Source organism: Arthrobacter sp. ZGTC412 (genome assembly GCF_002929215.1).
GTDB lineage: Bacteria > Actinomycetota > Actinomycetes > Actinomycetales > Micrococcaceae > Arthrobacter.
In genome coordinates, this window is the sequence record NZ_PJII01000002.1 from 251,774 (window position 1) to 278,116 (window position 26,343).

Sequence of the window (26,343 nt, forward strand, 5' to 3'; positions counted from 1 at the left end):
TGCAGTGAATGTGTCCGGCGCGTAAAAGACACCTCACGCAGCCGGAAACGCGTTCGTGATGCAGAAGTTAAGTTGACGAAACAATCGGGAAACTGAAGCGAAACTGCGGCTCCCTAGTCTGGATGGACAGCTCGACTGAAAAGGCTGCAGAGAACCGTCTGCCGCCCATGCGAAAGGCCCACAGTGACCGAACAGACTTCCAGCACAGAGACTCCGCGCCGCATCGTCGTCGCCGGCGGCGGCCCGGCGGCCCACCGTTTTGCGGACGCAATGCATGCCCGTGGCCTCGAAGGCTGGCATGTCACGGTCCTCACTGAGGAAGCCCACCTCCCCTACGACCGCGTGGCCCTCTCCAAGGCCCTGACCGAAATGGACTACGACCTCACCCTGGGTGAGGCGTCCATGTGGGACCACGAAGCCATGTCGCTGAAGACCGGTGAGCGCGTTGTCAAAATCAACAAGGAAGCCAAGACGGTGGAAACCGCGGCCGGAAGCGTCTTCGAGTACGACGAACTCGTGGTTGCCACGGGTTCGAATGCCGCCCGCCTTCCCATCCCCGGCGCCGAGCACACGCATGTCTACCGCACGCTCGAAGACGTCTGGGCCATCAACAAGGCCATCGCCGAGCTCACCGAGAAGCTGGGACGCAAGGTCAACGCCGTGACCATCGGCGGCGGCCTCCTTGGGCTCGAATCGGCCGCAGGCACAGAGCAGCTGGGCGCCAACCCGATTGTCATCGACGGCTCGCAGTGGCTGATGGCCACACAGCTGGATGAAGGAGCCGGCCAGGCAATGGGCCGGCTCATTAAGTCAAAGGGCTTCAAAGTACACGGCGGCGTCTTCCCCTCGGAAGTACTGTCCGACGACGACGGCCAGGTCACCGGCGTCCTCATGGCTGACGGCCGCATCATCGATGCTGACCTTGTAATCGTCGCGATCGGTGTCCGGCCCCGCGACGAACTCTTCCGCGCTGCAGAGGGCGAGGAGCAGATCTTCTCGCTGGGCCAGCGCGGCGGCGTGGTCATCAACGACTACTGCGCCACCGAGGTCGAAGGAATCTGGGCCATCGGTGAAGTGGCCAACTTCGGCGGCATGTGCCTGGGCCTGGTTGCCCCCGCCAACACCATGGCAGAGATCGTCGCCGACCGCCTCCACGGCGGCGAGGCGACCTTCCCTGGCTTCGACACCGCCACCAAGCTCAAGCTCTCCGGTGTCGACGTCGCCAGCTTTGGTGACGCGTTCGCAAAGACCGAGCACGCACTCGAAATCGTCTACGCTGACCCGGCCCGCGGCGTATACCAAAAGATCGTCACCACGGACGACGCCAAGACACTGCTCGGCGGCATCTTCGTGGGCGACGCCACCCCTTACACCAGCCTTCGCCCGCTCCTGGGCCGCGAACTCAGCGCGGAACCCGGCGCCTACCTCACCGCGGCCGGCGGCGGTGAAGCCCCCGAAACCGAACTGCCGGACGACGCCACCCTCTGCTCCTGCAACAACGTGACCGCCGGCAGCATCCGCGACGCCATCAACGGCTGCGGCGCCTGCGAGGGCAACGCCCCGGTCCAGGAACTGGGTGAGCTGAAAGGCTGCACCCGCGCCGGCACCCAGTGCGGCTCCTGCGTCCCGATGCTCAAGAAGCTGCTGGAAACCGAACTCACCAAGTCCGGCGTCGAGGTCTCCAAGGCCCTCTGCGAGCACATCGAATTGTCCCGCCAGGAACTGTTCGACGCCATCCGCGTCCTGGAACTCACTTCCTTCGAAGAGATCATGGCCAAGTACGGCACCGGCTCCGGCTGCGACATCTGCAAGCCCACCATCGCCAACATCCTGGCCAGCCAAAACAGCGCCTACGTTTTGGACGCCGGCCGCGGCACCCTGCAGGACACCAACGACCGCGCCCTGGCCAACATGCAGAAGGACGGCACCTACTCGGTGGTCCCCCGCATCGCCGGCGGCGAGATCACTCCGAAGAAGCTTGGCGTCATCGCAGCCGTGGCCGAGAAGTACAACCTGTACACCAAGATCACCGGCGGCCAGCGCATCGACATGTTCGGCGCTCGCCTGGAGGAGCTTCCCGAAATTTGGAAGGAACTCGTGGACGCCGGCTTCGAATCCGGCCAGGCGTACGGCAAGAGCCTGCGCACGGTGAAGTCCTGCGTCGGGTCTACCTGGTGCCGCTTCGGTGTCCAGGACTCGGTGGCCATGGCCATCCAGCTTGAGCTCCGTTACCGCGGCCTCCGCAGCCCGCACAAACTCAAGATGGGCGTTTCCGGCTGCGCCCGCGAGTGCGCAGAGGCCCGCGGCAAGGATGTTGGCGTGATCGCCACGGCCGACGGCTGGAACCTGTACGTCGGTGGCAACGGCGGTGCCACCCCCGCCCACGCCCAGCTGCTGGCCAAGGACCTCGATGACGAAACGCTGATCAAATACATCGACCGCTACTTCATGTACTACATCCGCACGGCCGACCGCCTGCAGCGCACCGCGCGCTGGCAGGAAGAGCTCGACGGCGGCATCAAGCACGTTGAGGACGTGGTGGTCAAGGACACCCTGGGCATCGCCGCGGACCTTGAGGCGGCCATGGCCAAGCACGTGGACACCTACCAGGACGAATGGGCGGACACCCTCAAGGACCCCGAGCGCCTGCGCCGGTTCCGCTCCTTCGTCAACGCGCCGGACCAGAAGGACGACTCAATTACCTTTGTCCCGGACGAGCGTGGCCAGATGCGCCCCGCTACCCAGGAAGAAAAGGGGAAAGTCCTGATCGGCGCGTCCATCCCGGTGAGGTCCTCCACGCCCGAACTGCTGACCGAGAACGAGGTATAGGCATGCAGCTCAGCATTGATCTCACCGGCCGCGAGGTCCTGGTCACCGGCTCGGACCACGCCGCACGCCAGGCGGTCCGCCGCTACGGGGCCGCCGGCGCCGTCGTCTCCCGCCTCAGCACCCCCCAGGGTACCGGCCACGACGGGCCGCTGCCCGAACGTCCCTTCCTTGTTGCCGCGGTCGACGACGGCCAGCCCGGCTGGGAATCCCTGCTGGACCGGTGCCGCGCGGCCGGCATCCCCGTGGCCGCCGAGCCGGCGGCCGGACCCGCCGGCCACGTCACCCTTGTGGGTGGCGGCCCGGGAACCACCCAGCTGCTCACCGTCGGCGCAGTCAAGGCTCTCCGGGACGCCGACGTCGTGTTTTATGACCGCCTGGCGCCGTGCCAGGACCTGGCGTCCCTGACCTCCGCTGAACTGGTGGACGTGGGCAAGAAGCCCGGCCACCACAAGGTGAGCCAGGGCGACATCGAGAAGCTGATGGTGGAAAGTGCCCTCGCAGGCAACAATGTGGTCCGGCTCAAGGGCGGCGATCCGTACGTGTTTGGCCGTGGCGGCGAGGAAGTTGCCTCCTGCGTGGCAGCCGGGGTGCCGGTCCGCGTCATCTCCGGCGTCACCAGCGCCATCTCCGTTCCAGCGGCAGCCGGTATCCCGGTCACGCACCGCGAAGTCAGCCACATGTTCACCGTGGTCTCCGGGCACGCACCCCTGACCGAAAAGGAGCACCACCACCTGGCCGGTTTGGGCGGGACCATTGTTGTCCTGATGGGCATCGGCACCCTCCATCAGCTCGCGGCCGGACTCCGCAGGGCCGGGATGCGCGCAGACATGCCCATGGCCGTCGTTGAGCGCGGCTACCTGCCCGGGCAGCGCACCACCATCGCGGACCTTGGCACCATCACCACCGCAGCTGCCGGCTGCAGCAACCCGGCTGTCCTCGTTATCGGCGAGGTGGTTCGGGTGGCGGAAGCCAACCGCGGGCACGCTGAGGCCGCCGCCGACCTGGACAGGCTGGCGGCCTCGCTGCTGGGCTCGTGAAAGGATTGACCTCCATGACTGCACTTGCACCGGCCGAAACTCCACAGGTTGAAGAAGCGCCCGACGCCACCGAAGCCCCGCTGGAGGGTTTCCGCATCGGCGTCACGTCGCACCGGCGGTCCCAGGACCTGATCGAGGCCCTGGAACGCCGCGGTGCGGAGGTGCTGCACGCGCCCGCTCTGAAAATCGCTCCCGTGCAGGAGGACATGAGCCTCATCGATGACACCCGGGCGATCATCGCGGCCAAGCCGGACCTCTGCATCGCCACCACCGCCTACGGAATGCGCCGCTGGTGTGAAGCCGCGGACTCCTTCGGGATCGGCGATGAACTGCTGGAAACCCTGGGTGCCTGCCGGATGTTCGTCCGGGGCCCCAAAGCGCGCGGTGCCGTCCGCGCGGCCGGGCTTGCCGACGTCGGAATCAGCAGCGACGAAACCACTGCCACGCTGGTGGACATGCTGCTCGCCGAGGGCGTCCGGGGCAAGACCGTTGCCGTGCAGCTGCACGGCTACACCGACGTCCGCCAGCTGGAGCGCCTGAGGATGTCCGGCGCCACCGTCCTGACGGTTACGCCTTACCGCTGGGTGAAGCCCGACGGCGCGGACAGGCTTCCCCGCCTTATCGAGGCCGCGTGCAGCGGAAACCTGGACGTCCTGACCTTCACCAGCGCGCCCGCCGTCGACGCCATGTGGAGCACCGCCCATGAGATGGGCGTCTACAAACAGCTGATCGAAAGCCTGAAGACCAACGTCACCACCGCGGTGGTGGGTCCCGTCACGGCACAGCCCCTGCTCGACGCCGGCGTGACGCCCCTGGTTCCGGAACGGTTCCGTATGGGCGCGCTCATCAGGCTGGTGTGCGAGCACCTCGCCCTGAACCACGTCCGGCGGCTGGACACCCGGAGCGGCAACATCGAACTGCGCGGGCGCAGCCTCCGTATCGACGGCCAGGTTGTGGAACTCGCGCCCGCCCCGCTGCTGCTGCTCCGCGCCCTGCTGGGTGCCGGCGGCGCGGTCCTGTCCCGCGAGTCGCTGTCGGACCTGCTGGAACTTCGCGGATCGGTGCACGCCCTGGACATGACTGTCAGCCGGCTCCGCTCCTCACTGCCCGACGGACGGCTGGTGGAGACCGTGGTGAAACGGGGCTACCGCATCCGGGTATAGCGGTGTGGTCGGTGCCGAATGTGTCCACGGGCGGAGGAATGAGAGCCATGTCACTGGTTCTGTTACCGGCCGGTAAACACTGGCGAACGCAGGCCCTGTAAACGGCAACTGCGGGGAAACACCCCGGAAAAAGTGCGGGCCTACGCTGGGTTCATCACGAAGTTCCGGCCGTTTCCCGGCCGCCAGCGAAAGGGCCAGCACATGTCCGCTCCGGCACCCTCCACGTCCACGGCTCCCGCCACCCGCATCGTCATCGCAGGGGCAGGCGCAGCTGCCCAGGCGCTCGTCAGTCAGCTTGACCGCGCCCGGTTCACCGGCACCATCACCGTACTGAGCAACCGGGACGACACCCCGGCAGAACTGCTGGAGCTGGCGATGCTCCCCCAGGTCTCTGTCCGCTTCGGCCAGCCGGCCAGCCACATCGACGCGGAAAACCGGACTGTCGCGACGGCGGACGGCATGGAGTTCAGCTACGACCAACTGGTCATCGCCACCGGATCGGCACCGGTGGCCAGCCCGGTGGAGGGCGCCGGCCGGTGCCTGAGCTACTCCACCATCGACGACGCCGCCCGCGTCGGTGAGGCCGTCAACGAAGTCACGAGGGAACTTGGCAGGCGTCCGCTGGGGATCCTGGTGGGCACCGGCGCTGCAGCGGGCCAGGCGGAAGCAGTGCTCCGGGCCAGGGGTGTACGCCCCATCCGCACCACCGCCAGGCCGGCCGCCGTGATGCCCGGTGCATCAACGTCAGGCTTCGCCGCGTCCGGTGTGATCTTCGAGGACGGAAGCAGCATGTACGGCGACCTGGTGGTCCTTGCCGAAGAGCGGGTGTCCCGGGACGGACTTGCCGCCAGCGCCGGACTGCGGACGGCGGCCACCGGCGGGATAGTCATCAGCGAGGACTTCCGGACGTCGGTCCAGGGAATCTGGGCCATCGGTGACGCCGCAGCGTTCGACGGCGTCCGGTTGGGTCTGCTGGTTGCGGCCGCTTCCGCGGCGGGCGCCTGCGCCACCCAGCTGCTGACCGCTTCTGCTCCTGCTGCCTTGCCGGCGGCTGCCTGACCGCGGCTTGCTGCCTGCCCCTGTATGCCGCTCCGGCTGTGGCAAGATGGTTCCCGAAACGAGTCATGGGCGTTACAGCGCCCGGCCCACGGGCCCCTGGAGAGGACCATCATGAGCAACGAAGCCACCCCTTCCGTTCAAACTGCAGCCGCCGGATCCGGCAACATCGCATCCTTCATCGACCACACCCTGCTGAAGCCCGAGGCGGGAGAAGCTGACGTCCTCAAGGTCTGCGCCGAAGCCGTGGAATACCACTTCAAGTCGGTGTGCGTTAACCCCATTTGGGTGAAGACCGTCAAGAAGGCCCTCAAAGGTTCCGGCGTCCTGACGTGTTCCGTGGTGGGCTTCCCGCTCGGTGCCACACCCACTGACGTCAAGGCCTTTGAATCCCGCGGTGCGGTGCTGGACGGCGCCGACGAGGTGGACATGGTCATCAACATCGCGGCCGCCCGTGCCGGGGACAAGGGTGCGCTGGTTGAGGACATCACTGCCGTGGCGGAGGCTGTCCACGCCGGTGGCGCCATCCTTAAGGTCATCATCGAAACAGCGCTGCTGGATGATGCCCGTAAGGTCCTCGCCTGTGAGGCCGCTGTGGAAGCGGGCGCCGATTTCGTCAAGACCTCAACAGGCTTCAACGGCGGAGGTGCCACGGCGGAGGATATCGCCCTGATGCGGAAGACGGTGGGCCCCGGCGTTGGTGTGAAGGCCTCCGGCGGGGTGCGGTCCCTCGAAGACGCGCAGGCTATGATTGCAGCAGGTGCAACACGTATTGGTGCCAGCTCCGGCATTGCCATCGTCAAGGGTGAACAGGGTTCATCCTCGTACTGACGGCAATCGGAGGCGCCACAGATTGAGGCCCGCGGGCCAAGGAGGAACGAATGTCCAGCAGTATCACGGCTTCCAACCAGGGCTCGGCGTCTGAGCAGGGCAATGTGCAGACGCCCCAGAACGAGAACAAGCTCGGCACGAGCATTTTTCTCTTTGTGGTCTGCATGGCCCTGTTCCTCGGCTCCATCTACTCGCTGTCCTTCCTGACGCTGGGCAACCCGTGGCCGATGGCCGCCTGCCTGGTGCTGTTCGCCCTGGCGTACTGGATCCCGCAGACCATCCTCGGCCGCTCGGACTCCGCCGGCGAGCACTAGCCCAAGCAGGCAGCACTAAGTGTCGTTTGGACGGCTCATAATGACACTTGCCGCTACTCAGTTTGAACCAAATGCGAAGAGACCCCCTGGACACCGTCCAGGGGGTCTCTTGCTGTCCAAGGATCCGGCTCTTGAGAACCAGAGCCGGGCGTGAGTACCAGAGCCGGGTATCAGAACCAGATCCGGGTCCAGGCCTCGGCAACGGCCGCCACCCTGGGCCATTGGCCCTCGGCCAAGGACCAGCCCGCCACGCACAGCCCCACCATCGCGTAGGCACTTACCGGGATCAACAGCAGCCATTCACGTTTTGATCCTGCACGCCCAAGCAAAGGCAGGGACAGCGCACCGTTAGGCCGCCAGACCTGGCGCAACAGCGGTACCTTGCGCATGAGCTTGGGCGGCCGGATGACGATAGGCCACAGCAGGGGCACGCCTCCCGTGGTGATCAGGTCCCCCACGATGTGTACCACCACGCCGGTCAGCATCGATACGGGGAGCCAGGTCCACTGGTCCGGCGCGAACCAGGTGACCAGCCCGGCCATGGTGAGCGCGAAAATCCAGTTGCTGATGAAGCCCGCCTTGGGGAACAGCTTCAAGGCCTTGGCCGCGATGTTGATCATGAACATACACAGCAGCCCGGCGCCCACCGACAGCAGTCCCCAGTCCGTCTGCACCTGGACCTGCCCGGCCAGCGTGGCCAACAGCACAAAGAATGCCGCCCCGAGCACGGAGTGGGTGCCCTGCCGGTGCCCACCGCTGGCATTTTCAATCCCGACGGCGATCACGTTGGACAGCGGCGGCAGGGAATTCGCCACCGTGCTGTGCCGGTGGTCCCAGTCGCACACCAGGGCTGTTCCCGCCGTCGCCATCCCGCCGATCAGGATCCCAGTGGCGTCCAGCGGGTACCAGCCCAGTGTGTACGACCCCGTTGAGGCGATTGCTACCCACGCCGCGGCTCCTGACGCGGCGTGGTGTCCCCCCATCAAGTCCTAACTCACCGCCAGTGGCTGGTCCGAGAAGATGTTCCGGATGACGCCGTTGGCCCATTCCAGGATTTCCGCGTCCTGCAGGTCCCGGCCGCCGATCTTTGCTGTCTTCGGCTTGGGGATCAGCACGGCATCAAGGGCAGGCTTGGACTGGGACCCTGGGTACATCCGGTTCAAGCGCATAACCTTGGACTCCGGAAGTGTGGCGGGCGAGAACTTGATGAAGTTGCCCTGCAGCGCCACATCAGACAGACCAGCTTCCCGGGCACCCACCCGGAAACGCGCCACTGACACCAGGTTCTGGGCCGGCAGCGGCGGCTCGCCGTACCTGTCCACGAGCTCGGCCAGGACTTCGTCGATGGCCTCGTTGGTCAGCGCGGCCGCCAGCTTGCGGTAGGCCTCCAGGCGCAGCCGCTCCCCCGGCACATAGTCGTGCGGAAGGTGTGCGTTGACCGGCAGTTCGATCTTCATCTCAGCTGCCTTCTCTTCGGCCTCGCCGCGGAAGTCTGCCACCGCCTCTCCCACCAGGCGGATGTAGAGGTCGAAGCCGACGCCCTGGATATGGCCTGACTGTTCGCCGCCCAGCAGGTTGCCGGCACCGCGGATCTCCAGGTCTTTCATGGCCAGCTGCATGCCCGCGCCAAGCTCGTTGTGCGTGGCCACGGCCTTCAACCGTTCCAGCGCCACCTCACCCAGCGGTTTCTCTGACGGGTAGAGGAAGTAGGCGTAGGCACGCTCACGGCCGCGGCCCACACGGCCGCGGAGCTGGTGCAACTGGGACAGGCCATACTTGTCCGCTCCGTCCACGATCAGGGTGTTGGCGTTGGAGATGTCCAGGCCGGTTTCGATGATGGTGGTGCACACCAGCACGTCAAACCGCTTCTCCCAGAAGTCCACGATGATCTGCTCCAGGCGGCTCTCGGACATCTGGCCGTGGGCCACCTCAACCCGGGCTTCCGGTACCAGTTCACGGATCTTGGCGGCGGTGCGCTCGATGGTGGACACCCGGTTGTGGACCAGGAACACCTGGCCTTCGCGCATCAGTTCGCGCCGGATGGCAGCCGAGGTCTGCTTGTCCGTGTAGGGGCCAACGTACGTCAGGACCGGGTGGCGCTCCTCCGGCGGCGTGGCCAGGGTGGACGTTTCGCGGATGCCGGTAAGGGACATCTCCAGCGTCCGCGGAATGGGGGTGGCGCTCATGGCCAGCACGTCCACGTTGGTGCGCATTTTCTTGAGCGCTTCCTTATGCTCCACCCCGAAGCGCTGCTCCTCGTCCACAACTACCAGGCCCAGGTCCTTGAACTCAAAGTCCTTGGAAAGCAGCCGGTGGGTACCGATGACGACGTCCACTGAGCCGCTCTTTACGCCCTCCACGGTCTCTTTGGTTTCCTTGCTCCCCTGGAATCGGGACAGGGCCTTGACCCTCAAGGGGAAGCCGGAGAACCGCTCCGTGAATGTTTCGTAGTGCTGCTGGGCCAGCAGGGTGGTGGGCACCAGCACGGCCACCTGTTTGCCGTCCTGCACCGCCTTGAAGGCCGCGCGCACGGCGATCTCCGTTTTGCCGTAGCCAACATCGCCGGAGACCAGCCGATCCATGGGGATCTCGCGCTCCATGTCCGCCTTCACCTCGTTAATGGTGGTCAGCTGGTCCGGCGTCTCCACGTACGGGAAGGCTTCCTCGAGTTCGCGCTGCCACGGGGTGTCCGGCCCGAACGCGTGTCCGCGCGAGGCCATCCGGGCCGAGTACAGGCGGATCAGCTCGCCGGCGATCTCCTTGACCGCTTTGCGCGCCTTGGACTTGGTGCTGGCCCAGTCCGCGCCACCCATTTTGCTCAGGACGGGCGTGTCGCCGCCGACATAACGCGTCACTTGGTCCAGCTGGTCGGTAGGCACAAACAGCCGGTCCCCCGGCGCGCCGCGCTTGGACGGCGCATATTCCAATACGAGGTACTCGCGGACACCGTCGCCGCCGCCGGCCACCTTGCGCTGGATCAGCTCCACAAAGCGTCCGATGCCGTGCTGTTCATGCACCACGTGGTCCCCCGCCACCAGCTGCAGCGGGTCCACCGCGTTGCGGCGCTTGGACGGCATGCGGCGCATGTCCTTCGTGGATCCGGCGGACGTCCGGCCCAGCAGGTCGGCTTCGGTGAGCAGGCCGAGCTTGAGGCCGTCCAGGACAAAACCGCGTCCGACGGCGGCAGTGGTCACCTCGATGATGCCCGCCTGGGGCTCGTGGTCCAGGCTGTCCACCCTGGCGCAGGGAATGTCGCTGTCGTGGAAGAGTTCAGCGAGGCGCTGTGCCGGCCCGGGACCCTCCGTGGCCACAACGATCCGCCACTGGTCCCGGACGCGGGAACCGATGAAGTCCATCATTTCGGCCACGTCGCCCTGGTAGCCGCGGGGTTCACGTGCGTGCAGGTTGAGCACGTCCACGTCGGGCAGAAGGTCCTCGTCCTGTGCCAGTGAGGTGATGGACCACCAGGACACGCCATGCTCCAGGGATGAAGTCCGCGTTTCGGTCAGCGAACGGAAGCTGGCTGAGTGGAGCGCAGCGCTTGCCTGCGAGCTGAGGTCCAGCGGTGCCGTCCCGCCGTCGGAGGCCGTGGACCAGGCCGCTTCCAGGAACTCTTCGTTGGTGGCGGCCAGGTCGTGGGCGCGGGTACGGACCTTCTCCGGCTCGATGATCACCGAAATGGACCCCGCAGGCAGCTGGTCCACAAACGGGACCATGGCATCCACCAGCACCGGCGCCAGGGATTCCATCCCCTCCACGGCGATGCCGCCGGCGATCTTCTCCAGCATGTCCGCCGCGGCCGGAAGCTGGGACTTCAGGGTGGCCGCACGGGACATCACGGACGGTGTGATCAGGATTTCCCGGCACGGCGGGGCGTGCAGTTCAGTGGGGTGGTGGAGCCCGGGTGAGGACAGCGAGCGCTGGTCGGCAACGGCGAACCAGCGCATCTGGTCCACCTCATCGCCGAAGAATTCAACCCGGATGGGGTGATCCTCGGTAGGGGGAAAAACGTCGATGATGCCGCCGCGGACAGCGAACTCACCGCGGTGCGTCACCATGTCCACGCGGGCGTAAGCGGCGTCCGCCAGGCTCCGCACCACGTCGGTGAAGGGCATCTCCTGGCCCACCTTGAGCGTAACCGGAACCAGCTCGCCCAGGCCGGCCACCACTGGCTGGACCACGGCGCGGACGGGCGCCACCACTACACGGAGGGGACCCGCCGTCGAGCTTTCCGGGTGCGCAAGCCGGCGCAGCACTGAGAGTCGGCGGCCCACGGTGTCCGAGCGCGGGGAGAGCCGTTCGTGCGGGAGGGTTTCCCAGCTGGGAAACTCAGCCACGGCGTCCGCTGGGAGGTAGGCCCGCAGTGCGGCCGTCAGGTCCTCTGCCTCGCGGCCGGTAGCGGTGACTGCCAGCACCACTGCCGGCCTAGCGCCGTCGGACGCTCCCCCTGCCGTGACAACGGCCGATATTCCATCCGCCATTTCGGCAAGAAGTACCGGCCGCAGCCCGGCTGGCGCACTGATCTGGTAGTCCTGGCCCCGGACGTCGAAGCCGCGGGCAGCCTCGGCCCGGACGCGGGCGAAGGTCTGGTCCGGAGCGAGGGCTCGGCGCAGTCCATCCAGCGACGGGCCCGCGCTGGAATGGCCGGCAGTGGACGGGCCGGGAAGGCTCATGGCAGAAGCTCCTGTGGTGTTCAGCGAAAAAGCGCAACGCGAAAACCCGAAATTCGCTTCGAATCCCGGGTGATCCCAGCCTACCCCTCCGCAGCGACATGACGGGTTGGGTGGGTGCAGCTAGGCTGGCAACGCCCATCAGTCAGACAGGGCGGCCGTCCAGGCGCGCTGCGGCTCCGAACAGCTTAAGAACGAAGAGGAGACAGCATGACCGGAACCAGCAACACCCAGCGCTCACCCAAGACTGTCCTGGTCACCGGGGCCACAGGCTACATCGGCGGCCGGCTGGTGCCAAAGCTCCTGGAGGAGGGCCACACCGTCAAAGTCCTGGTTCGCTCCCCCGCGAAGATCGCCGGTGTGCCATGGCGGGACCAGGTGGAGGTCGTGGAAAGCAGCCTGGACGACGGCGGCGCGTTGCGGGCGGCGCTTGCCGGCGTCGACGTCTTTTACTACCTCGTGCACTCGATGGCGGCCGGGGCGGGTTTCGAAGCCAAGGAACAAGCGATGGCGCGGGCGGCCGCTGATGCTGCTGCGGCGGCGGACGTGGGCCGGATCATCTACCTGGGCGGCCTCCACCCCCACGGCGTGGAACTGTCCACCCACATGCGCTCCCGCGAGGCCGTAGGCAAAGTGTTCCTCGACAGTCCGGTGGACGCCATCGTGTTCCAGGCGGGCGTGGTGATCGGCTCCGGTTCGGCCTCGTTCGAGATGATCCGGCACCTTTCCGAGACGTTGCCGCTGATGCCGGCGCCCAGCTGGGTCCGCAACCGTATCGAGGCCATCGCGGTGCGGGATGTCCTCTACTACCTGGTGTCCGCGGCTTCCCTGGACGGCGCGATCAACCGCACGTTCGACGTCGGCTGCCGCCAGGTGCTCACGTACGCCGGGATGATGAAGGAGTACGCCGCCGAAGCCGGGCTGCCCTACCGGGTGGTGCTGGCCCTGCCCGTCCCCGCGCCGAAACTCGCCGGCATGTGGGTTGCCCTGACCACACCCATCCCGCTGTCCATGGCCGTGCCCCTGGTCCAGTCCCTCCAGCACGACGCAGTGTCCAACGAGCACGACATCGACCGGTACGTCCCCCAGCCCGACGGCGGCCTTACCGCCTACCGCACCGCCGTCGCCCTGGCCCTCGGCAAGGAGCGGGACGGCCAGGTGGAGACCACCTGGGCCAATGCCGGCGTGGCTGCCGATCCCCTGCCCAGCGATCCCGATTGGGCCGGGCACAAGGTCTACATCGACGAAAGGACCTTTCACGGCAACGTTGATCCCGCCCACGTGTGGACCGTCATCGAGGGCATCGGCGGGCGGAACGGCTGGTACTCCCTGCCCCTGGCCTGGCAGGTCCGCGGCTGGCTGGACAAGCTGACGGGCGGCGCTGGCCTGCTGCGCGGACGCAGGCATCCGCATACCCTGGCCACCGGCGAAGTGGTGGACTGGTGGCGGGTGGAACGGATTGAACACGGCAAACTGCTGCGGCTTCGCGCCGAGATGCGGGCACCGGGCCGGGCCTGGCTTGAGCTGTCCGTGGAACCGGACGCCAACGGCAGCCGGTACCGGCAGCGGGCCATCTTCTTCCCCAAAGGCCTCAGCGGGCGGCTGTACTGGTTGGCGGTCCTTCCGTTCCACAGCCTGATCTTTCCGGCCATGGCAAGGAACATCACCGGAGCGGCGCGGAAGTTGGTGGATGCGGAGCGGACAGCCAGGACCCCGTAGGATGTTTGGAGCTTAATCCGTTCCCCACGTCCCAGGAGGACCCATGGCCCTGAGCGCAACCACCACCCTTCCGCACTCCGTCCCCAGCGTTGCAGCTGTCCTGGTGAACGAGGATTTCCAGCGCCACGTCAGCCAACTGGTAGGCGGCAGCCTCGAATCCTTTACCGTTGACGGCGACGTTGCCGGCGCGTTCAGCGCCACATCTGTACGGACCCTTCCCACCACGCGGCTCCCCGAGTTCGCCCGCAAGTTTGTGGGTGAGCACCTGAAGGTGACGCAGGTGGAAAGCTGGGACGCCCCCGCGGCGGACGGCTCCCGCCAGAGCAACATCTCGCTGAAGGTTGCCGGCGCTCCCGTGGACGTCACCGCGGTGCAGCGGCTGGTGGCTGCCGACGGCGGCACGCGTGTTGAGCTCGAGGGTGCCGTCAAGTCCTCGGTTCCGTTCCTCGGCGGGAAAATCGCCGACGCCGCCGAGCCCATGGTTGCCAAGGCACTGAACCTGCAGGCCAAGCAGGCCCAGGCCTGGCTGGAAAGCCACTAATTCGTGGAGCTGCCCGTCTTCGCCGCGCTGGTCCTGATCATCGCCGGCGCTTGGTCCCTGGTGGTCTGGCCGCAGTTCCTGCGCCGGGTCATGAAGGATCCCCGGGCCCGCGACGCAGCCGGCAAGGCCACGAAGTTCCTGACCGTTCACGTGGTGCTCGTGAGCATCTCCATGGTGCTGGGGGCGGCCACCGCCATCATCGGCATCATGGCGCTGTTTTAACCAGGTTTCACTAAGAAGTCCGGGCCTCCTTCCTGCGGGAAGGAGGCCCGGACTTCTTTGTGCTGTCAGGCTGCCTGGTTGAGCGCGTCCTCCGCCGCCACCCAGGAGATCATGGCGCACTTCACGCGGGCGGCGTAGCGGGCGACCCCCTCAAACGCTGCCGCATCGCCCAGAAGTTCCGGGTCTGCGGTAATTTTGCCCCGGGACCGGAGGACCTCGCGGAAGCTGTTGATCACCTCGTGCAGCTCAGCCACCGTCATTCCTTCAGCCAGGTCCGTGAGGACGGAGGCGGACGCCATGGAGATGGAGCAGCCCGCGCCGTCCCAGGCGATTTGTGCAACTTTGCCGTCTGTTACGGCCAGCCGCAGTGTTACTTCGTCGCCGCAGACGGGGTTGAGCTGGTGCGACTGCCCCGTCGTGGCGCCGTCCGGTGCCTGCGTCCCGGCCAGTCCGCTGCCGTGGCGGGCCTTGGAATGGTCAAGGATGATCTGCTGGTACAGGTGGTCAAGGCTCATGTCATACCTTCAAAGTGTTGGTGTCTTAGGCGCGGAAGTAGGCCCGCACGCCGGAGACGGCATCCAGGAACTGGTCCACGTCGTCGGTGGTGTTGTACAGGTACGCGCTTGCCCTGGTGGTAGCCGTCAACCCCAGCCGGCGGTGCAGCGGCTGGGCACAGTGGTGCCCAACACGCACGGCGATTCCCCGCGAGTCAAGGAACTGGCCCACGTCATGGGCGTGCACTCCCTCAACGTCAAACGCGGCAAGCCCTATCCGGTCCTGGCCCGCGGCGGGACCGAGCACCCGAATCCCCGGAAGGGATTCCAGCCCGGTGATCATCCGCTGGCCGAGCTCAGCCTCCCAGCGGTGGACCCGGTCCAGCCCTGTTTCCGTCAGGTAGTTTGCCGCAGCAGCCAGGGCTACCGCCTGTGAAATCCGCTGTGTCCCGGCTTCAAAACGCTGGGGCGCGGGGAGGTACTCAGCGCGCTCCATGGTCACAGTGGTGATCATTGACCCACCGGTCAGGAACGGCGGCAGGATGTCCAGGATGTCCTGCTTTCCGTAGAGCACCCCGATTCCTGTGGGGGCCAGCATCTTGTGTCCGGAAAAGACTGCGAAATCAACGTCCAGCTCTTTGACGTCCAAAGGCATATGCGGGGCGGACTGGCAGGCGTCCAGGACCACCAGGGCGCCGGCGCTCCGGCCCAGGGCGGTAAGTTCCCGGACGGGGTTGATGGTGCCCAAAACGTTGGAGGCGTGGGTAAAGGCCAGCACCCTCGTTCGGGCGTTGACGATGTCGCCGGCCACGTCCATGCGGAGGCCTCCGGCGTCATCAACGGGTATGTAGCGAAGGCTTGCCCCGGTGCGGAACGCAAGTTCCTGCCACGGAATGAGGTTCGCGTGGTGCTCCATCTCCGTCACCACGATCTCATCACCCGGGTTCAATGCCAGGTCCTTCAGCCGGGCGTCGCCCCGTCCATGGGCCGCCCATAGGCCGGCATTGGACAGCGCATAGCTGAGCAGGTTGAGGCCCTCCGTTGCGTTGGAGGTCCAAATGATCTCGGAGTAGTCGGCGCTGATGAAGTCGGCCACTGTCTGCCGGGCGTCCTCAAACGCTTCGGTAGCTTCGACCGCCAGGTGGTGGGCGCCGCGGTGCACGGCAGCATTGCGCTGCTCATAGAATTCCTGCTCGGCTTCGATGACACTCAGCGGATTCTGGGACGTGGCTCCGGAGTCCAGATAGACCAGCGGGCGTCCGTTGACCAGTTGGTCCAGGATCGGGAAGTCGTTCCGGATGCGCTGCACTTCGGCGTTATCCATAACCGGCAGGGCGCGTTCCAGTGTGGCTGGCGTTGATACTACGGCCAAAACTAACTCCTTGAGATGCCAACGGATGACACTCAATTGTCCCACAGCACGGTTGTGGCGGCCGCCCGGAGGGGCAGCCGCCACAACCGCTCCGGGCTTCAGCCCCGCGGAATGGAGGGCCGGCAACGGCTGGGGGGAGAGCCTCGGTCTCAGAAGACTCTGACGTTGCCGGCCCTGTCCAACCCGGCCCCAAAGGACCGGAAGATTTGTCAGGACGGAAAAGCGTTGTTCTGCTGCAGGCAACTCTTGCGGCTTCTTTCGGCCAGTTCCTTTTGCCTCCTTAAGTAAATACTTCGGAACCACTCTGCACACGAGTAGGGTGTACTCGAATTCAGCGTCGACGCACTACCCGGACTGCCTGCAGTACCCGCATCGCCCCAACGGGCAATCGGGCCAAGGGGCCGCGGGCCCGCGCTGCCCTTTTGGGCAGGCTAAAAGGGCAGCCAACAGCGGTGGCTTGTTGGACAGGGAATTAAGACTTATTTCGGGAGGGCTGACTCCAGCTCATCGCGGCTGCGCACACCCAGCTTTACGTACGTGCGGTACAGATGCCCCTCCACGGTACGTACAGAGACCATCAGCCGTTGGGCGATTTCGCGGTCCGTGAGGCCCTGCACAGCCAGCCCCACGATGTCCTGCTCCCGGCGGGTGAGGTGGACGGCGGGAGCGGCAGCAATAAAACGGCCTTCCCTAAACCGCTCCCCCAGCTCGTGGTCGCACTTCTCACGGAGCGCCACCGCCTGCCTGGACCGCCGGCGTTCTCCGGCCTGCTCCAGGACGGTACTGGCACGTGCATAGGCCTCGCGCGCGAGATTCACGAGCCCAGCTTCCTCCAGTGAGGCCGCCGTGCCCATCAGGGCATCCCCGTCAGCGGCTTCCCAGCCGGCAGCCAGTGTCAGCATCGCCTGGGCCCATCGGCCTTCCACCGTCTTCGCGACTGACTGCACCATGGGGATAACGGAAGGATCACCCAGGTCCCAGCAGATGGCCAGGATTTCGAGCAGGGTTCCGGCCCTGGCGGTGGCGTCCTGCGTGGTGGCCAGAGTATGGAGCGTCGCCAGCCCCTTGCCGTCCCGGGACAGATACTCGGAGGCCGCGGCACCGTATGCTGCGGCCAGCAGCTCGTGGGCTGGGCCTCCCGCCATTGCGTCGGTGAAGTCCTGTTCAAGCCGTTTTGCCTGCGCTGCATCCCCCAGCCTGGCGGCCACATAAAAGCCCAGGGAGGACCCGAAGCGGAACAGCTGCAGCGGATCATTCAACCTCAACGCCTCAACAGCCGGCAGGAGCACCTGGTACGCCCGTTCCATGCGGCCTTGCCGAAGAAGCGAGTAGCCCCGGAGCACCTCCAGGCTTCCGTTGAACGTGGCAGCTCCCGGCGTATGACCCGCAGCGTAGTTGTTTAGTTCCCGCTCTGCAGATTCCCATTCACCCATCGCCAGGTAGTCGGTTACGAGCCGTCCCAGCACGAACTCGGTGAAGAAGAACAGGCTGTCCTCCAGCGGCGGCAGGTCCGAGGCGGCCAGGAGGGCCGAATCCAGTCCCTCGCCGGCGCGGCCGGCGGCAGCAAGGGCATGGGCCAGCAATGCTTCACCAAGCACCCTGACCGATTCGCCTCCGGGCTCTGCTGAGGCACTGCTCCGGATCTCGTGGACCTCAGTGGCGAGCGCCCCGGCATCCACAGCTGCACCGAGTTGCAGGAAGCGCATGACCCGCAGGAGCTGGTTCTGGGGTTGATACCCCCCTCCGGCATGATCCTGGAGACGTTTCCGCGTGCCCTCGGCCAAGGCATTTAACGACTGGCCGGTGGCCTGGTGGGCTGCCGCCCGGAGCAGGAGGACTGCAGGACCGTCGGGGTCATCGGAAAGCTGAAGCCAACAGCTATCAAGCAGGTGGGCAGCCTCGCTGTAGGCGCCCTCGTTGTAAAGGGCCCGTGCCTGGACGGCTTGGGCCAATGGCAGCAGCGCAGGATCCTGGATCTTGGCGGCTATGGTGCGGGCGCTTAAGTTGCGGAACCGCCTCAGGGCCTCCCGGGCGGCGTCGAGCATTTCCGGGTCCGATACACGCAGTCCACACTCAAAAGCCCACTCCACTGACCGAAGCATGCCATCCCCACGCAACACCGTGCCGTTCTGGCGGGCCCGGATCTTCTCCAGCAGCTGCAGGCTGCGCGACACGGAGATCGTGCTTCGGATGGCGTTGGCGAAGAGGGCATTCCACATGGAAAGTTCGGCCGGGACTCCGGAAGTCTCGATAATCATCTGTTGGTCAAGGAGCGACCGGACCACGGCGGCTCCGCTGATGTCCTCGATCACCTTGCGGCCCACCGGACCGGCAAGCGCGATGAGCTTCAGGGCTTCCTGCTCCTCCGGCCCGCGCCGGATGTGGTCCTTGGTCACCACTGCCGTGAGCTGGGCGCCATCGGCGGGCACGGGCCCGAGCAACATCCAGATGCCGTTCCGCTTGGCCAGGACACCGCTTTCGGCTGCGTCGTGCAGCAGGGCGTCGAGAATGCGGGGATTACCGCCTGACGCAATCCAGACCGAATCGACTGTGGCGGCCGGCACCGTTCCATCGAGGACATGGGCCAGAACTTCTTCAATCTGTTCCCGGTTGAGGGGCCGAAGGTCCACCCGCTCGGCAAGGCCGTCGTACCAGAGCTGGTCCAGCGGCTGCGGCAGTCCCGGCCGTGGCCTGGCAGCGGCCACCACTGTTGCCCAACCTGCGGAGATCAGGTCCGCCACGACCCCGGCCGAGGCGTCGTCCAAGTGGTGGGCATCATCCACTACCAGAAGGACAGGGGCGCCCCGGACTGCCTTCAGCTTCTCGAAGTACGTCCACATGGAACGCAATACCGCCACGGGCGAAACCGACTCTTCGGCGGTCAGCTCACCGGTATAGGGAGTCAGGACGCCGAAAGGCACAGCGGCCAATGCCGAGCTCCCATGAATCTGCAGGATGTTCAGATCCCCGGAAAGCCGCTCTGCGATCGCCTCTGTCAGGGACGTCTTGCCGATTCCGGGTCCGGCCATCACAAATACAGCCTGGCTGGTCCCGTTCCGGACAATGTTGCAGATCCGGTCCAGGGGTTCGCGCCGGCCGGTGACCGGGCGTTGGGCGGGTGCCGGTTTGTGGCCGTTAGACGAGTCCAGTCAGATCACCCCTGGAAGTGACGCCGAGCTTTGTGAAGACCTGGTAGAGGTGGCCTTCCACCGTGCGGACGGACACACCCATTTCCAGGGCGATGTCACGGTTTGATGCTCCGCGTCCGGCCAGCCGCGCGATCTGGCGCTCCCGTGCGGTCAGCAACGGGCTGCCGCTGCTGGGCACGATGGGAAGGTTCGCCACTGTGGCAGCCAGGATGTCCAGACGCGCCTGGGCGGTCCGGGCAGAAATCGAATCTCCGTCCTGCCGCGCGAAATCCACGGCCAGTGCCATGCAGCGGGCCTCCACGGTGTCCAGTTCGAGGGTGGCCGCGATTTCCCCTGCGGCAAGCAGAGTCTTGGCATCCTTGGTCCGGCTCCCCACTGCGACCAGCCGGGCGATCTCCGCAAGGGGGCCTTGCCGGTGGTCCGAGATCTCCTCCAGCAGGCGGAAGTCAGCGTCGCTGCCGTTGACGGTTGCTGCCAACAGACTGATTCCGGCGACGGTGTAAAGACCTGCCCCCATGTACCGCCGGGCGGACTGCTTCAGGCCGGCAGCGGCTTCGGAGTCGCCCAGCCAGCGTGCCGCCACCAGCGCGCAGAACTCGATGATGCTCTCCGTGGCGAAACTGGACTTGCCCGGTGTCCGCTGGAGTTTGGTCAGGAACTTGCGCGCTTGGGCAGCGTTGCCCGTCTGCGCGTGGGCCAGTGCTGTCGCGGCGTAGGCACAGCGGAGGGCACTCTGGAGCGGTTGAAGCTCCAGCTGCGCCACCGCAGAAATCAGCGGGTCCAGGGCAACCCCGCCCCGGCCCGAGTAGACATAGGCGAGTCCGGCAGCGAGTTCGGTCGCGGCGCTCCGGTACGGCAGGCGGTCATATTCCCGGCTGCCGTGCGGACCCAGGAGGTCGATGCAGCGCCGCCACTGCCCGGCCGTCAGCAGCACCAGGTAGGCCTCCCGGGTGTACTGCTCGCGCAAACCCACCACGTGGGAGGCGTCTGTTATCTGGCCTCCAAGCTGACGCATCAGGCTCAGAGCTTCCATTTCCCGCCCGGTCAGTGCCAGCGCCGTCATCAGGATGACGGCGGACTGCATCCGGTAGCCGGTGTCCGGGTTCCGTGCCGGATCTGCCGCTGCCTCGAGGTCTGGAATCATGCCCGCGTAGTCGCCGACGAACGCCCGGTATTCGAACTCGCTGAGCGCCACGCGGTTCGCGGCTGCCACGGCAGGGTGGGGCCAGGATGCCTGTTTTGCCGCGCCGTCCAGCCGTTCGCGGGCTTCAGCAAGAAGGGCCGGCACTTGGCTTGCCTGTTCCGGATGCCATAGCATCACCCGGGCTTTGGCCGCTATGACGCGCGCGTATTCTTCGACACCAACATTGTCCAGTTCCGGCTGGGAAATATCGTCCAGGGCAGCGAGGGCCTGGACTGGCAGGTCCAGCTGAAGATAAGCGCCCGCCTTCTGGCGCTGGCCGGGAACCCACTCCTGGTCCGTCCGCTTCAGCATTTCCGCATAAGCCAGGGCGAAGCGGGGATCAAACAGTTGGACGGCGGCTTCGGCTGCGGCCAGGGCCAGGGCGGGGCTCAGCTCGGCCTCACACTCGTGCGTCCACGCGGCGAAGGCCATCAGCTCTTCGACGGTCATGTCCGCGGGGTCGGGTTCGGTACCGCCCAGAAGCGCGCTCCGTAGTTCCCGGCGCCGGGCGATGCTTATCCATGACCGCACGACATCGCCGATGTACTTTTCCCGCAGGGACACCCACCGGTGGTCCGAGTCGTCAATCTCCAGTAAGCCGGCATCCTCCATGTCCGCCACTACCCCGGCGCGGTACACCGCCGTGAGTCTGGAAAGCTCCACCCGCCTGGCGCAGGAGAGCATCTCGATGACTTCCCTGGTTTCCGGCGTCTCCCGGGACCAGCGGGACCGCACGATGTCGTCAAGGCTGGCGGCGCCGTCGAGCACCACTTTGTCGCGGAGGGTCCAGACGGAGTCAGACAGAACGAGGTTGCCCGAGAGCCGTTGTTCGGTCACAAGCGCTTTCAGCAGCAGCGGGTTGCCACCCACCATTTGGTGGTAGGTGGTGACCAACGACGCTGAGACCCGGTGGCCGAGCAGGGACAACAGGACTTGGCGGGTCTGCAGTTCATTGAGGTTGCTGAGCCGGACCTCGGTCAGGCGCCGGTCCGTGAGCAGCCAGTGGAAGTCGGCGGGAAGGTCGCTGATCTTTGGCGCTACGGCGATGATTTTGGCCGTGCCCGTCAGGAGTACATTCAGGAGCACTCCCGCGCTCATTTCGTCAATGCTTCCGGACGTGTCCAGGGTGATGACGCAGCTCCGGCCGGCGGCGTCGCTCCGGATCAGCGACGTGATCCCGCGGAGAATCGCGGTGGGAGAACCCATGTAGGCCTGCGGCAGGCGCGCCAGCAGGAAGGAGAGGCAACCGTAGGGTGTGTTGGCGCCGGCGGGCCCGCTCCGAAGCTGCAGGGACCAAGCGTCCGCACCAAGATCGGAAACTGCGGCACGGGCGAGCGAAGACTTTCCTACCCCCCGGCCCCCAGTGATGACGACGCCGAGAGAGTCTTGGCTGACCAGTGCGGTGCGGACCGCTTCAAGGTTGGCACTGCGGGCAGGCGCAGACCACTGTTGTGCCCCGGGCGCGCCGGCGCTTTCGGTGTGCAGCCCAACGTCGTGAGATGTTGACCCACGTCCCCAGCTAAGTGGCTCGATTGACATCAACTTATCCCCTACATCCCGCGATAGCGGGATATAGCCCCATTGCTCCCCCGCATACGAAAAAGACTACCTTGTGGCACAGACAAGGAAACAGATACCGGGGCTTTAAGTTTTTTTGTTGCTAGCTCTCGGACTTGGCAGGATGGAATTTCTGCTGGGCGGACATGAGCCCCTCCCGGACGAGCAGCTCCACAGCATCGGCTGCCTCGTCCAGCAGGAAAGGCAGTTCCTTGAGTTCAACCGTGCCGAAATCCCGCAGCACGTAGTCGGCCGTGTCCATCCGGCCCGGCGGCCTTCCGACCCCCACGCGGACCCGCAGATAGTCTTTGGTGCCAAGCGCTTTGGAGATGTCGCGCAGGCCGTTGTGGCCGCCTTCTCCCCCGCCGGTCTTAAGCTTCACCGTGTTGAAGGGAATGTCGATCTCGTCGTGTACCGCCACCACGTGATCCGGCGTGACGCCGTAGAAGCCTGCCAGCGCCGAAACGGGTCCGCCCGAGACGTTCATGTAGCTCATGGGTTTGGCCAGCACCACACGGGGACCACCAATTCCGAGGCGGCCCTCTACCACCTGCGCGCGTGCCTTGTGGGTCTTGAATCCCGCTCCTACGCGTCCGGCGAGTTCGTCAAGGACCATCTGTCCGACGTTATGCCTGTTGCCCTGGTACTGCACTCCCGGGTTTCCGAGGCCAACGATCAACCAGGTGTCAGTCATGAATCAATCCTAAGGTGGGGCGGGCAGGGGTTAGGTGCGGGCGGCGGGTAGCAGACATGGCAGTGGCCGGACCCCAAGGGGATCCGGCCACTGCTGAAAAGTGCAGGCTGATTACTCGGCTGCGGCCTCGGAAGCGGCGCCGGCAGCTTCCTCCGTGCCTTCTTCCTCGGCGGACTCGGTGGCCTCGGAGATGTTGACCACGAGGGCATCAGCGTCGGCCAGGAGGACCGCTCCCTTGGGCAGGGGCAGATCGGACGCGTGGATGTGCTCGCCGGCGGTGCGGCCTTCAATGCTGACCTCGACGGCGGTGGGCAGGTGGGTTGCCTCGGCCTCGAGGGAGATGACAGTGAGTTCCTGGTTGAAGACGTTGCCCGGAGCAAGCTCGCCGACGACGTGGACCGGGATGTCAACGGTCACCTTTTCGCCCTGGCGGACGGTGAGGAGGTCGATGTGCTCGATGATCTGCTTGATCGGGTCGCGCTGAACGTCCTTGACCAGGGCCAGGTGGCTTTCGCCGTTGATGTCCAGGGCCAGCAGGGCGTTGGCGGTGCGGACGGCCAGGGTGGTGGCCTTCGCCGGGAGGGTTACGTGAATGGGCTCCGCGCCGTGGCCGTAGATGACGGCCGGGATCAGGTTCGCCATGCGGGCGCGGCGGGCGTAGCCCTTGCCGAATTCGGTGCGTACTTCTGCTGCGAGCTTCTGCTCAGACATGGATATCTCCTTGAAAACTAAACGGTGTTCAGCAAGGGCGGAGGTCTGTTGCGACCTTCAACGCCGGGCGGCCGTGGCCGGGCCCATCTTCGAAGGGAGATTCAGACCCAGTCGATAACGGAGACTGCAGCCGGTTCCCGTCCAGGTTACCGGCGCTCTCCCTCGCCAAGGTATCGCTGGAAAGTCTACCAGCGGCGGACCCGAATACTGAAAACGGGCCCCGCCCCGGCAGCTGACTGATCCGCCGCCGGGCGTGGGCCTCCCCGCCAGCACCGGACTCGTCAGGCCTTGCCGTCGAACAGGCTGGTGACCGAGCCGTCGTCGAACACTTCGCGGATGGCACGGGCGATCAGCGGCGCGATGGACAGCACGGTCAGCTGCGGGAACCGCTGTGACGCGGTGAGCGGGAGCGTGTTGGTGACCACCACTTCGCGGGCGCCGGACTCGGAGAGTCGCTGGGCGGCCGGCTCGGAGAAGACAGCATGCGTGGCGGCGATGATAACGTCCTTGGCCCCGGCGTTCTTCAGCACGTTGACGGCACCGGAGATGGTTCCGCCGGTATCGATCATGTCGTCGATCAGGACGCACGTGCGTCCCTCGATCTGACCCACGACGGTCTTTGAAACCGCCTGGTTGGGAACGGTGAGGTCGCGGCTCTTGTGCACAAATGCCAGCGGGGCGCCGCCCAGGCGTTCTGCCCACTGCTCAGCGACGCGGACGCGGCCCGTGTCGGGCGAGACCACGGTGATATTCTCAGCGTCCACCCGGGTGCGGATGTAGTCGGCGAGCAGCGGGATGGCCATCAGGTGGTCCACCGGGCCATCAAAGAAGCCCTGGATCTGTGAGGTGTGCAGATCCACACTCATGATGCGGTCGGCGCCGGCGGTCTTGTAAAGGTCTGCCACCAGGCGGGCCGAGATGGGCTCGCGGCCGCGGCCCTTTTTGTCCTGCCGGGCATACGGGTAGAAGGGAGAAACCACCGTGATGCGCTTGGCGGAGGCGCGCTTCAGCGAATCGATCATGATCAGCTGTTCCATCAGCCAGTTGTTCAGCGGCGCGGGGTGCGCCTGGATGACAAAGGCATCGGTTCCGCGGACGCTCTCGCCGGCACGGACGTAGATCTCACCGTTGGCGAAGTCGTAGGCGTCTACCGGGAGGAGGTCGGTGCCAAGCTCCTTGGCGATCTCCCGGGCCAGCTCGGGGTGGGCGCGGCCGGTGGCCAGCACCAGCTTCTTTTCGCCGCGCGCCGTAATTTCGCTCATTATTGCTTGCCCTCTTCTGTAGATGCTGGGGTACTTGAGGAATCTGGGGTGGCTGCCTGGGCCAGTTCGGCGGAGCGGGTGCCAGGGCGGTTCGCGGCCACCCAGCCTTCTGTGTTGCGCTGGGCGGCAACCGTCAGCACGAGTGCGCCCGCCGGGACGTCCTTGCGGATCACCGCGCCGGCGCCGCTGTAGGCACCGTCCCCCACGGTGACCGGGGCAACGAACACTGTGTTGGAGCCTGTCCTGACGCCGGAGCCGATCACCGTGCGGTGCTTCTTCTCGCCGTCGTAATTGGCCGTGATATTTCCGCAGCCGATGTTGGTGTCCTCCCCGATTTCGGCATCGCCGGCATAGCCGAGGTGGGAGAGCTTGGAGCCACGGCCGATGGTGACGTTCTTCGTTTCGTAGAACGCGCCGATTTTGCCGCTTTCGCCCAGGACGGTGCCGGGGCGCAGGTAGGTGAAGGGCCCGACGGCGGCCTCCGGGCCGATGACCGCCCCTGAACCGTGGGTGCGTACCACCTTGGCGCCCTCACCAATGGTGACGTCCGTGAGGGTTGTGTCGGGGCCGACGACGGCGTCCCTCGCCACTGTGGTGGCGCCGTGCAGCTGGGTGTTGGGCAGGATCCGGACGTCCTCGTCGAGGGTCACTGAGGAGTCGATCCAGGTGGTTGATGGGTCCACCACCGTAACGCCGGCACGCATCCAGGCTTCCACAATCCGGCGGTTCAGCTCGGCGCCCAGGGCGGAAAGCTGGACGCGGTCGTTGGCGCCTTCGACCTGCCAGCGGTCGGCGGTGACGACGGCAGCCACGCGGCCGCCTGCCTGCCGGGCCAGTCCGAGGACATCGGTGAGGTACTTCTCGCCCTGGGAATTGTCTGTGGTGACGTGCGTCAGTGCGTCGCGGAGGACGGCAGCGTCAAAGGCGTAAATGCCGGAGTTGACCTCGAGGATGAGCCGCTCGGCGTCGGAAGCGTCCTTGTGTTCGACGATGCCGGTGACGGTCCCGTCCTCGCCGCGCAGGATGCGGCCGTAGCCGGTGGCGTCGTCAAGGACAGCAGTGAGGACGGTGACCGCGTTGGCTTCGCGTTGGTGCGTGGCCACGAGCTCAGCGAGCAGGTCTCCGGAAAGGAGGGGCACGTCGCCATAGGTCACCACGACGGTTCCGGTGAGGTGCTGTTCGCCGTCCAACGCCTGGAGGGCGACCTCCACTGCACGTCCGGTTCCCGGGATGTCGTCCTGGTCAACGATGACGGCAGCAGGATCCTGCTCGGAAAGGTGGCGTGCCACCAGGTCACGTTCATGGCGGACCACGATGGCGAGCTGGCGGGGATTGATGCTGCGTGCGGCCAGCAGCGCGTGGCCCACCATGGACCTGCCGCCGATCTCATGAAGGATCTTGGGAGTGCGCGATTTCATCCGCGTACCGGCGCCTGCCGCCAGAACGATGACCGCGGCCGGGCCGGTATTCTCGGGGATCACGTACGGGCTCTCCTTGCTAAATAACGCTGGCGTTTTGCGGTGCCCGCGCGGCCTGAAG

The 26,343-nt window shown here is 66.0% G+C and carries 19 protein-coding genes; 9 read left to right on the plus strand and 10 right to left on the minus strand.

Features of this window, described 5'->3' with window-relative positions:
* Window positions 1-183 precede the first annotated feature (183 nt).
* The 6 genes from nirB to CXQ88_RS04325 all read left to right on the plus strand — a co-directional run bounded on the left by nirB (window position 184) and on the right by CXQ88_RS04325 (window position 7,230).
* Window positions 184-2,829: a nitrite reductase large subunit NirB gene (gene nirB, locus CXQ88_RS04300; RefSeq protein ID WP_104042925.1), complete on the plus strand. Its 2,646-nt coding sequence runs from the start codon at window positions 184-186 to the stop codon at window positions 2,827-2,829.
* Between the two features lie 2 nt (window positions 2,830-2,831).
* Entirely contained in the window at window positions 2,832-3,866 is a 1,035-nt protein-coding gene (gene cobA / locus CXQ88_RS04305) for a uroporphyrinogen-III C-methyltransferase (protein WP_104042926.1), read from the plus strand.
* Between the two features lie 14 nt (window positions 3,867-3,880).
* Window positions 3,881-5,029: a uroporphyrinogen-III synthase gene (locus tag CXQ88_RS04310; protein ID WP_104042927.1), complete on the plus strand. Its 1,149-nt coding sequence runs from the start codon at window positions 3,881-3,883 to the stop codon at window positions 5,027-5,029.
* A 201-nt stretch (window positions 5,030-5,230) separates the two neighbouring features.
* Window positions 5,231-6,088 carry an FAD-dependent oxidoreductase gene (locus CXQ88_RS04315; RefSeq protein WP_104043065.1) on the plus strand — a complete coding sequence of 286 codons (858 nt, stop codon included), beginning with the start codon at window positions 5,231-5,233 and terminating at the stop codon, window positions 6,086-6,088.
* A gap of 111 nt (window positions 6,089-6,199) precedes the next feature.
* A complete protein-coding gene (gene deoC, locus CXQ88_RS04320; protein WP_104042928.1) occupies window positions 6,200-6,916 on the plus strand; it encodes a deoxyribose-phosphate aldolase in 717 nt (238 codons plus the stop codon).
* A 50-nt stretch (window positions 6,917-6,966) separates the two neighbouring features.
* Window positions 6,967-7,230, plus strand: coding sequence for a hypothetical protein (locus CXQ88_RS04325; RefSeq protein ID WP_104042929.1), 264 nt, complete (start codon window positions 6,967-6,969; stop codon window positions 7,228-7,230).
* 170 nt (window positions 7,231-7,400) lie between these two features.
* Here CXQ88_RS04325 and CXQ88_RS04330 read toward each other — a convergent pair whose 3' ends face one another.
* Complete coding sequence (locus CXQ88_RS04330; protein WP_104042930.1) at window positions 7,401-8,213, minus strand: metal-dependent hydrolase; 813 nt, start codon at window positions 8,211-8,213, stop codon at window positions 7,401-7,403.
* A gap of 6 nt (window positions 8,214-8,219) precedes the next feature.
* A complete protein-coding gene (mfd, locus tag CXQ88_RS04335; RefSeq protein WP_104042931.1) occupies window positions 8,220-11,903 on the minus strand; it encodes a transcription-repair coupling factor in 3,684 nt (1,227 codons plus the stop codon).
* A gap of 207 nt (window positions 11,904-12,110) precedes the next feature.
* Here mfd and CXQ88_RS04340 point away from each other — a divergent pair, with 207 nt between their 5' ends.
* Genes CXQ88_RS04340 through CXQ88_RS04350 form a run of 3 tightly spaced genes read left to right on the plus strand, consistent with a single transcriptional unit; the run spans window position 12,111 to window position 14,382 of the window.
* Window positions 12,111-13,619 (plus strand): SDR family oxidoreductase, encoded by a 1,509-nt coding sequence (locus tag CXQ88_RS04340; RefSeq protein ID WP_104042932.1) that lies wholly within the window; start codon window positions 12,111-12,113, stop codon window positions 13,617-13,619.
* A gap of 43 nt (window positions 13,620-13,662) precedes the next feature.
* Window positions 13,663-14,160 (plus strand): DUF2505 domain-containing protein, encoded by a 498-nt coding sequence (locus tag CXQ88_RS04345; protein WP_104042933.1) that lies wholly within the window; start codon window positions 13,663-13,665, stop codon window positions 14,158-14,160.
* A 3-nt stretch (window positions 14,161-14,163) separates the two neighbouring features.
* Window positions 14,164-14,382 (plus strand): SCO4848 family membrane protein, encoded by a 219-nt coding sequence (locus CXQ88_RS04350; protein ID WP_104042934.1) that lies wholly within the window; start codon window positions 14,164-14,166, stop codon window positions 14,380-14,382.
* A gap of 65 nt (window positions 14,383-14,447) precedes the next feature.
* On the opposite strand, the gene sufU is transcribed toward CXQ88_RS04350, so the two are convergent.
* From sufU to glmU, 8 genes are all read right to left on the minus strand, one after another.
* Entirely contained in the window at window positions 14,448-14,897 is a 450-nt protein-coding gene (gene sufU, locus CXQ88_RS04355; protein WP_104042935.1) for a Fe-S cluster assembly sulfur transfer protein SufU, read from the minus strand.
* 25 nt (window positions 14,898-14,922) lie between these two features.
* Window positions 14,923-16,248, minus strand: coding sequence for a SufS family cysteine desulfurase (locus CXQ88_RS04360; protein ID WP_104042936.1), 1,326 nt, complete (start codon window positions 16,246-16,248; stop codon window positions 14,923-14,925).
* A 479-nt stretch (window positions 16,249-16,727) separates the two neighbouring features.
* The gene (locus CXQ88_RS04365; RefSeq protein ID WP_373637698.1) at window positions 16,728-19,331 is read right to left on the minus strand and encodes a LuxR C-terminal-related transcriptional regulator; all 2,604 of its coding nucleotides are present in this window, start codon (window positions 19,329-19,331) and stop codon (window positions 16,728-16,730) included.
* 52 nt (window positions 19,332-19,383) lie between these two features.
* Window positions 19,384-22,119: a LuxR C-terminal-related transcriptional regulator gene (locus CXQ88_RS04370; RefSeq protein WP_104042938.1), complete on the minus strand. Its 2,736-nt coding sequence runs from the start codon at window positions 22,117-22,119 to the stop codon at window positions 19,384-19,386.
* Window positions 22,120-22,240: 121 nt separating this feature from the next.
* Entirely contained in the window at window positions 22,241-22,831 is a 591-nt protein-coding gene (pth, locus tag CXQ88_RS04375; RefSeq protein ID WP_104042939.1) for an aminoacyl-tRNA hydrolase, read from the minus strand.
* Between the two features lie 111 nt (window positions 22,832-22,942).
* Window positions 22,943-23,542, minus strand: coding sequence for a 50S ribosomal protein L25/general stress protein Ctc (locus tag CXQ88_RS04380; RefSeq protein WP_104042940.1), 600 nt, complete (start codon window positions 23,540-23,542; stop codon window positions 22,943-22,945).
* 281 nt (window positions 23,543-23,823) lie between these two features.
* Window positions 23,824-24,804, minus strand: a complete 981-nt coding sequence (locus tag CXQ88_RS04385; protein WP_104042941.1) for a ribose-phosphate diphosphokinase — start codon at window positions 24,802-24,804, stop codon at window positions 23,824-23,826.
* On the minus strand, window positions 24,804-26,285 hold the full coding sequence (gene glmU, locus CXQ88_RS04390) for a bifunctional UDP-N-acetylglucosamine diphosphorylase/glucosamine-1-phosphate N-acetyltransferase GlmU (protein ID WP_104042942.1): 1,482 nt from the start codon (window positions 26,283-26,285) through the stop codon (window positions 24,804-24,806). The genes CXQ88_RS04385 and glmU overlap by 1 nt, the downstream gene beginning before the upstream one ends.
* Window positions 26,286-26,343 lie beyond the last annotated feature (58 nt).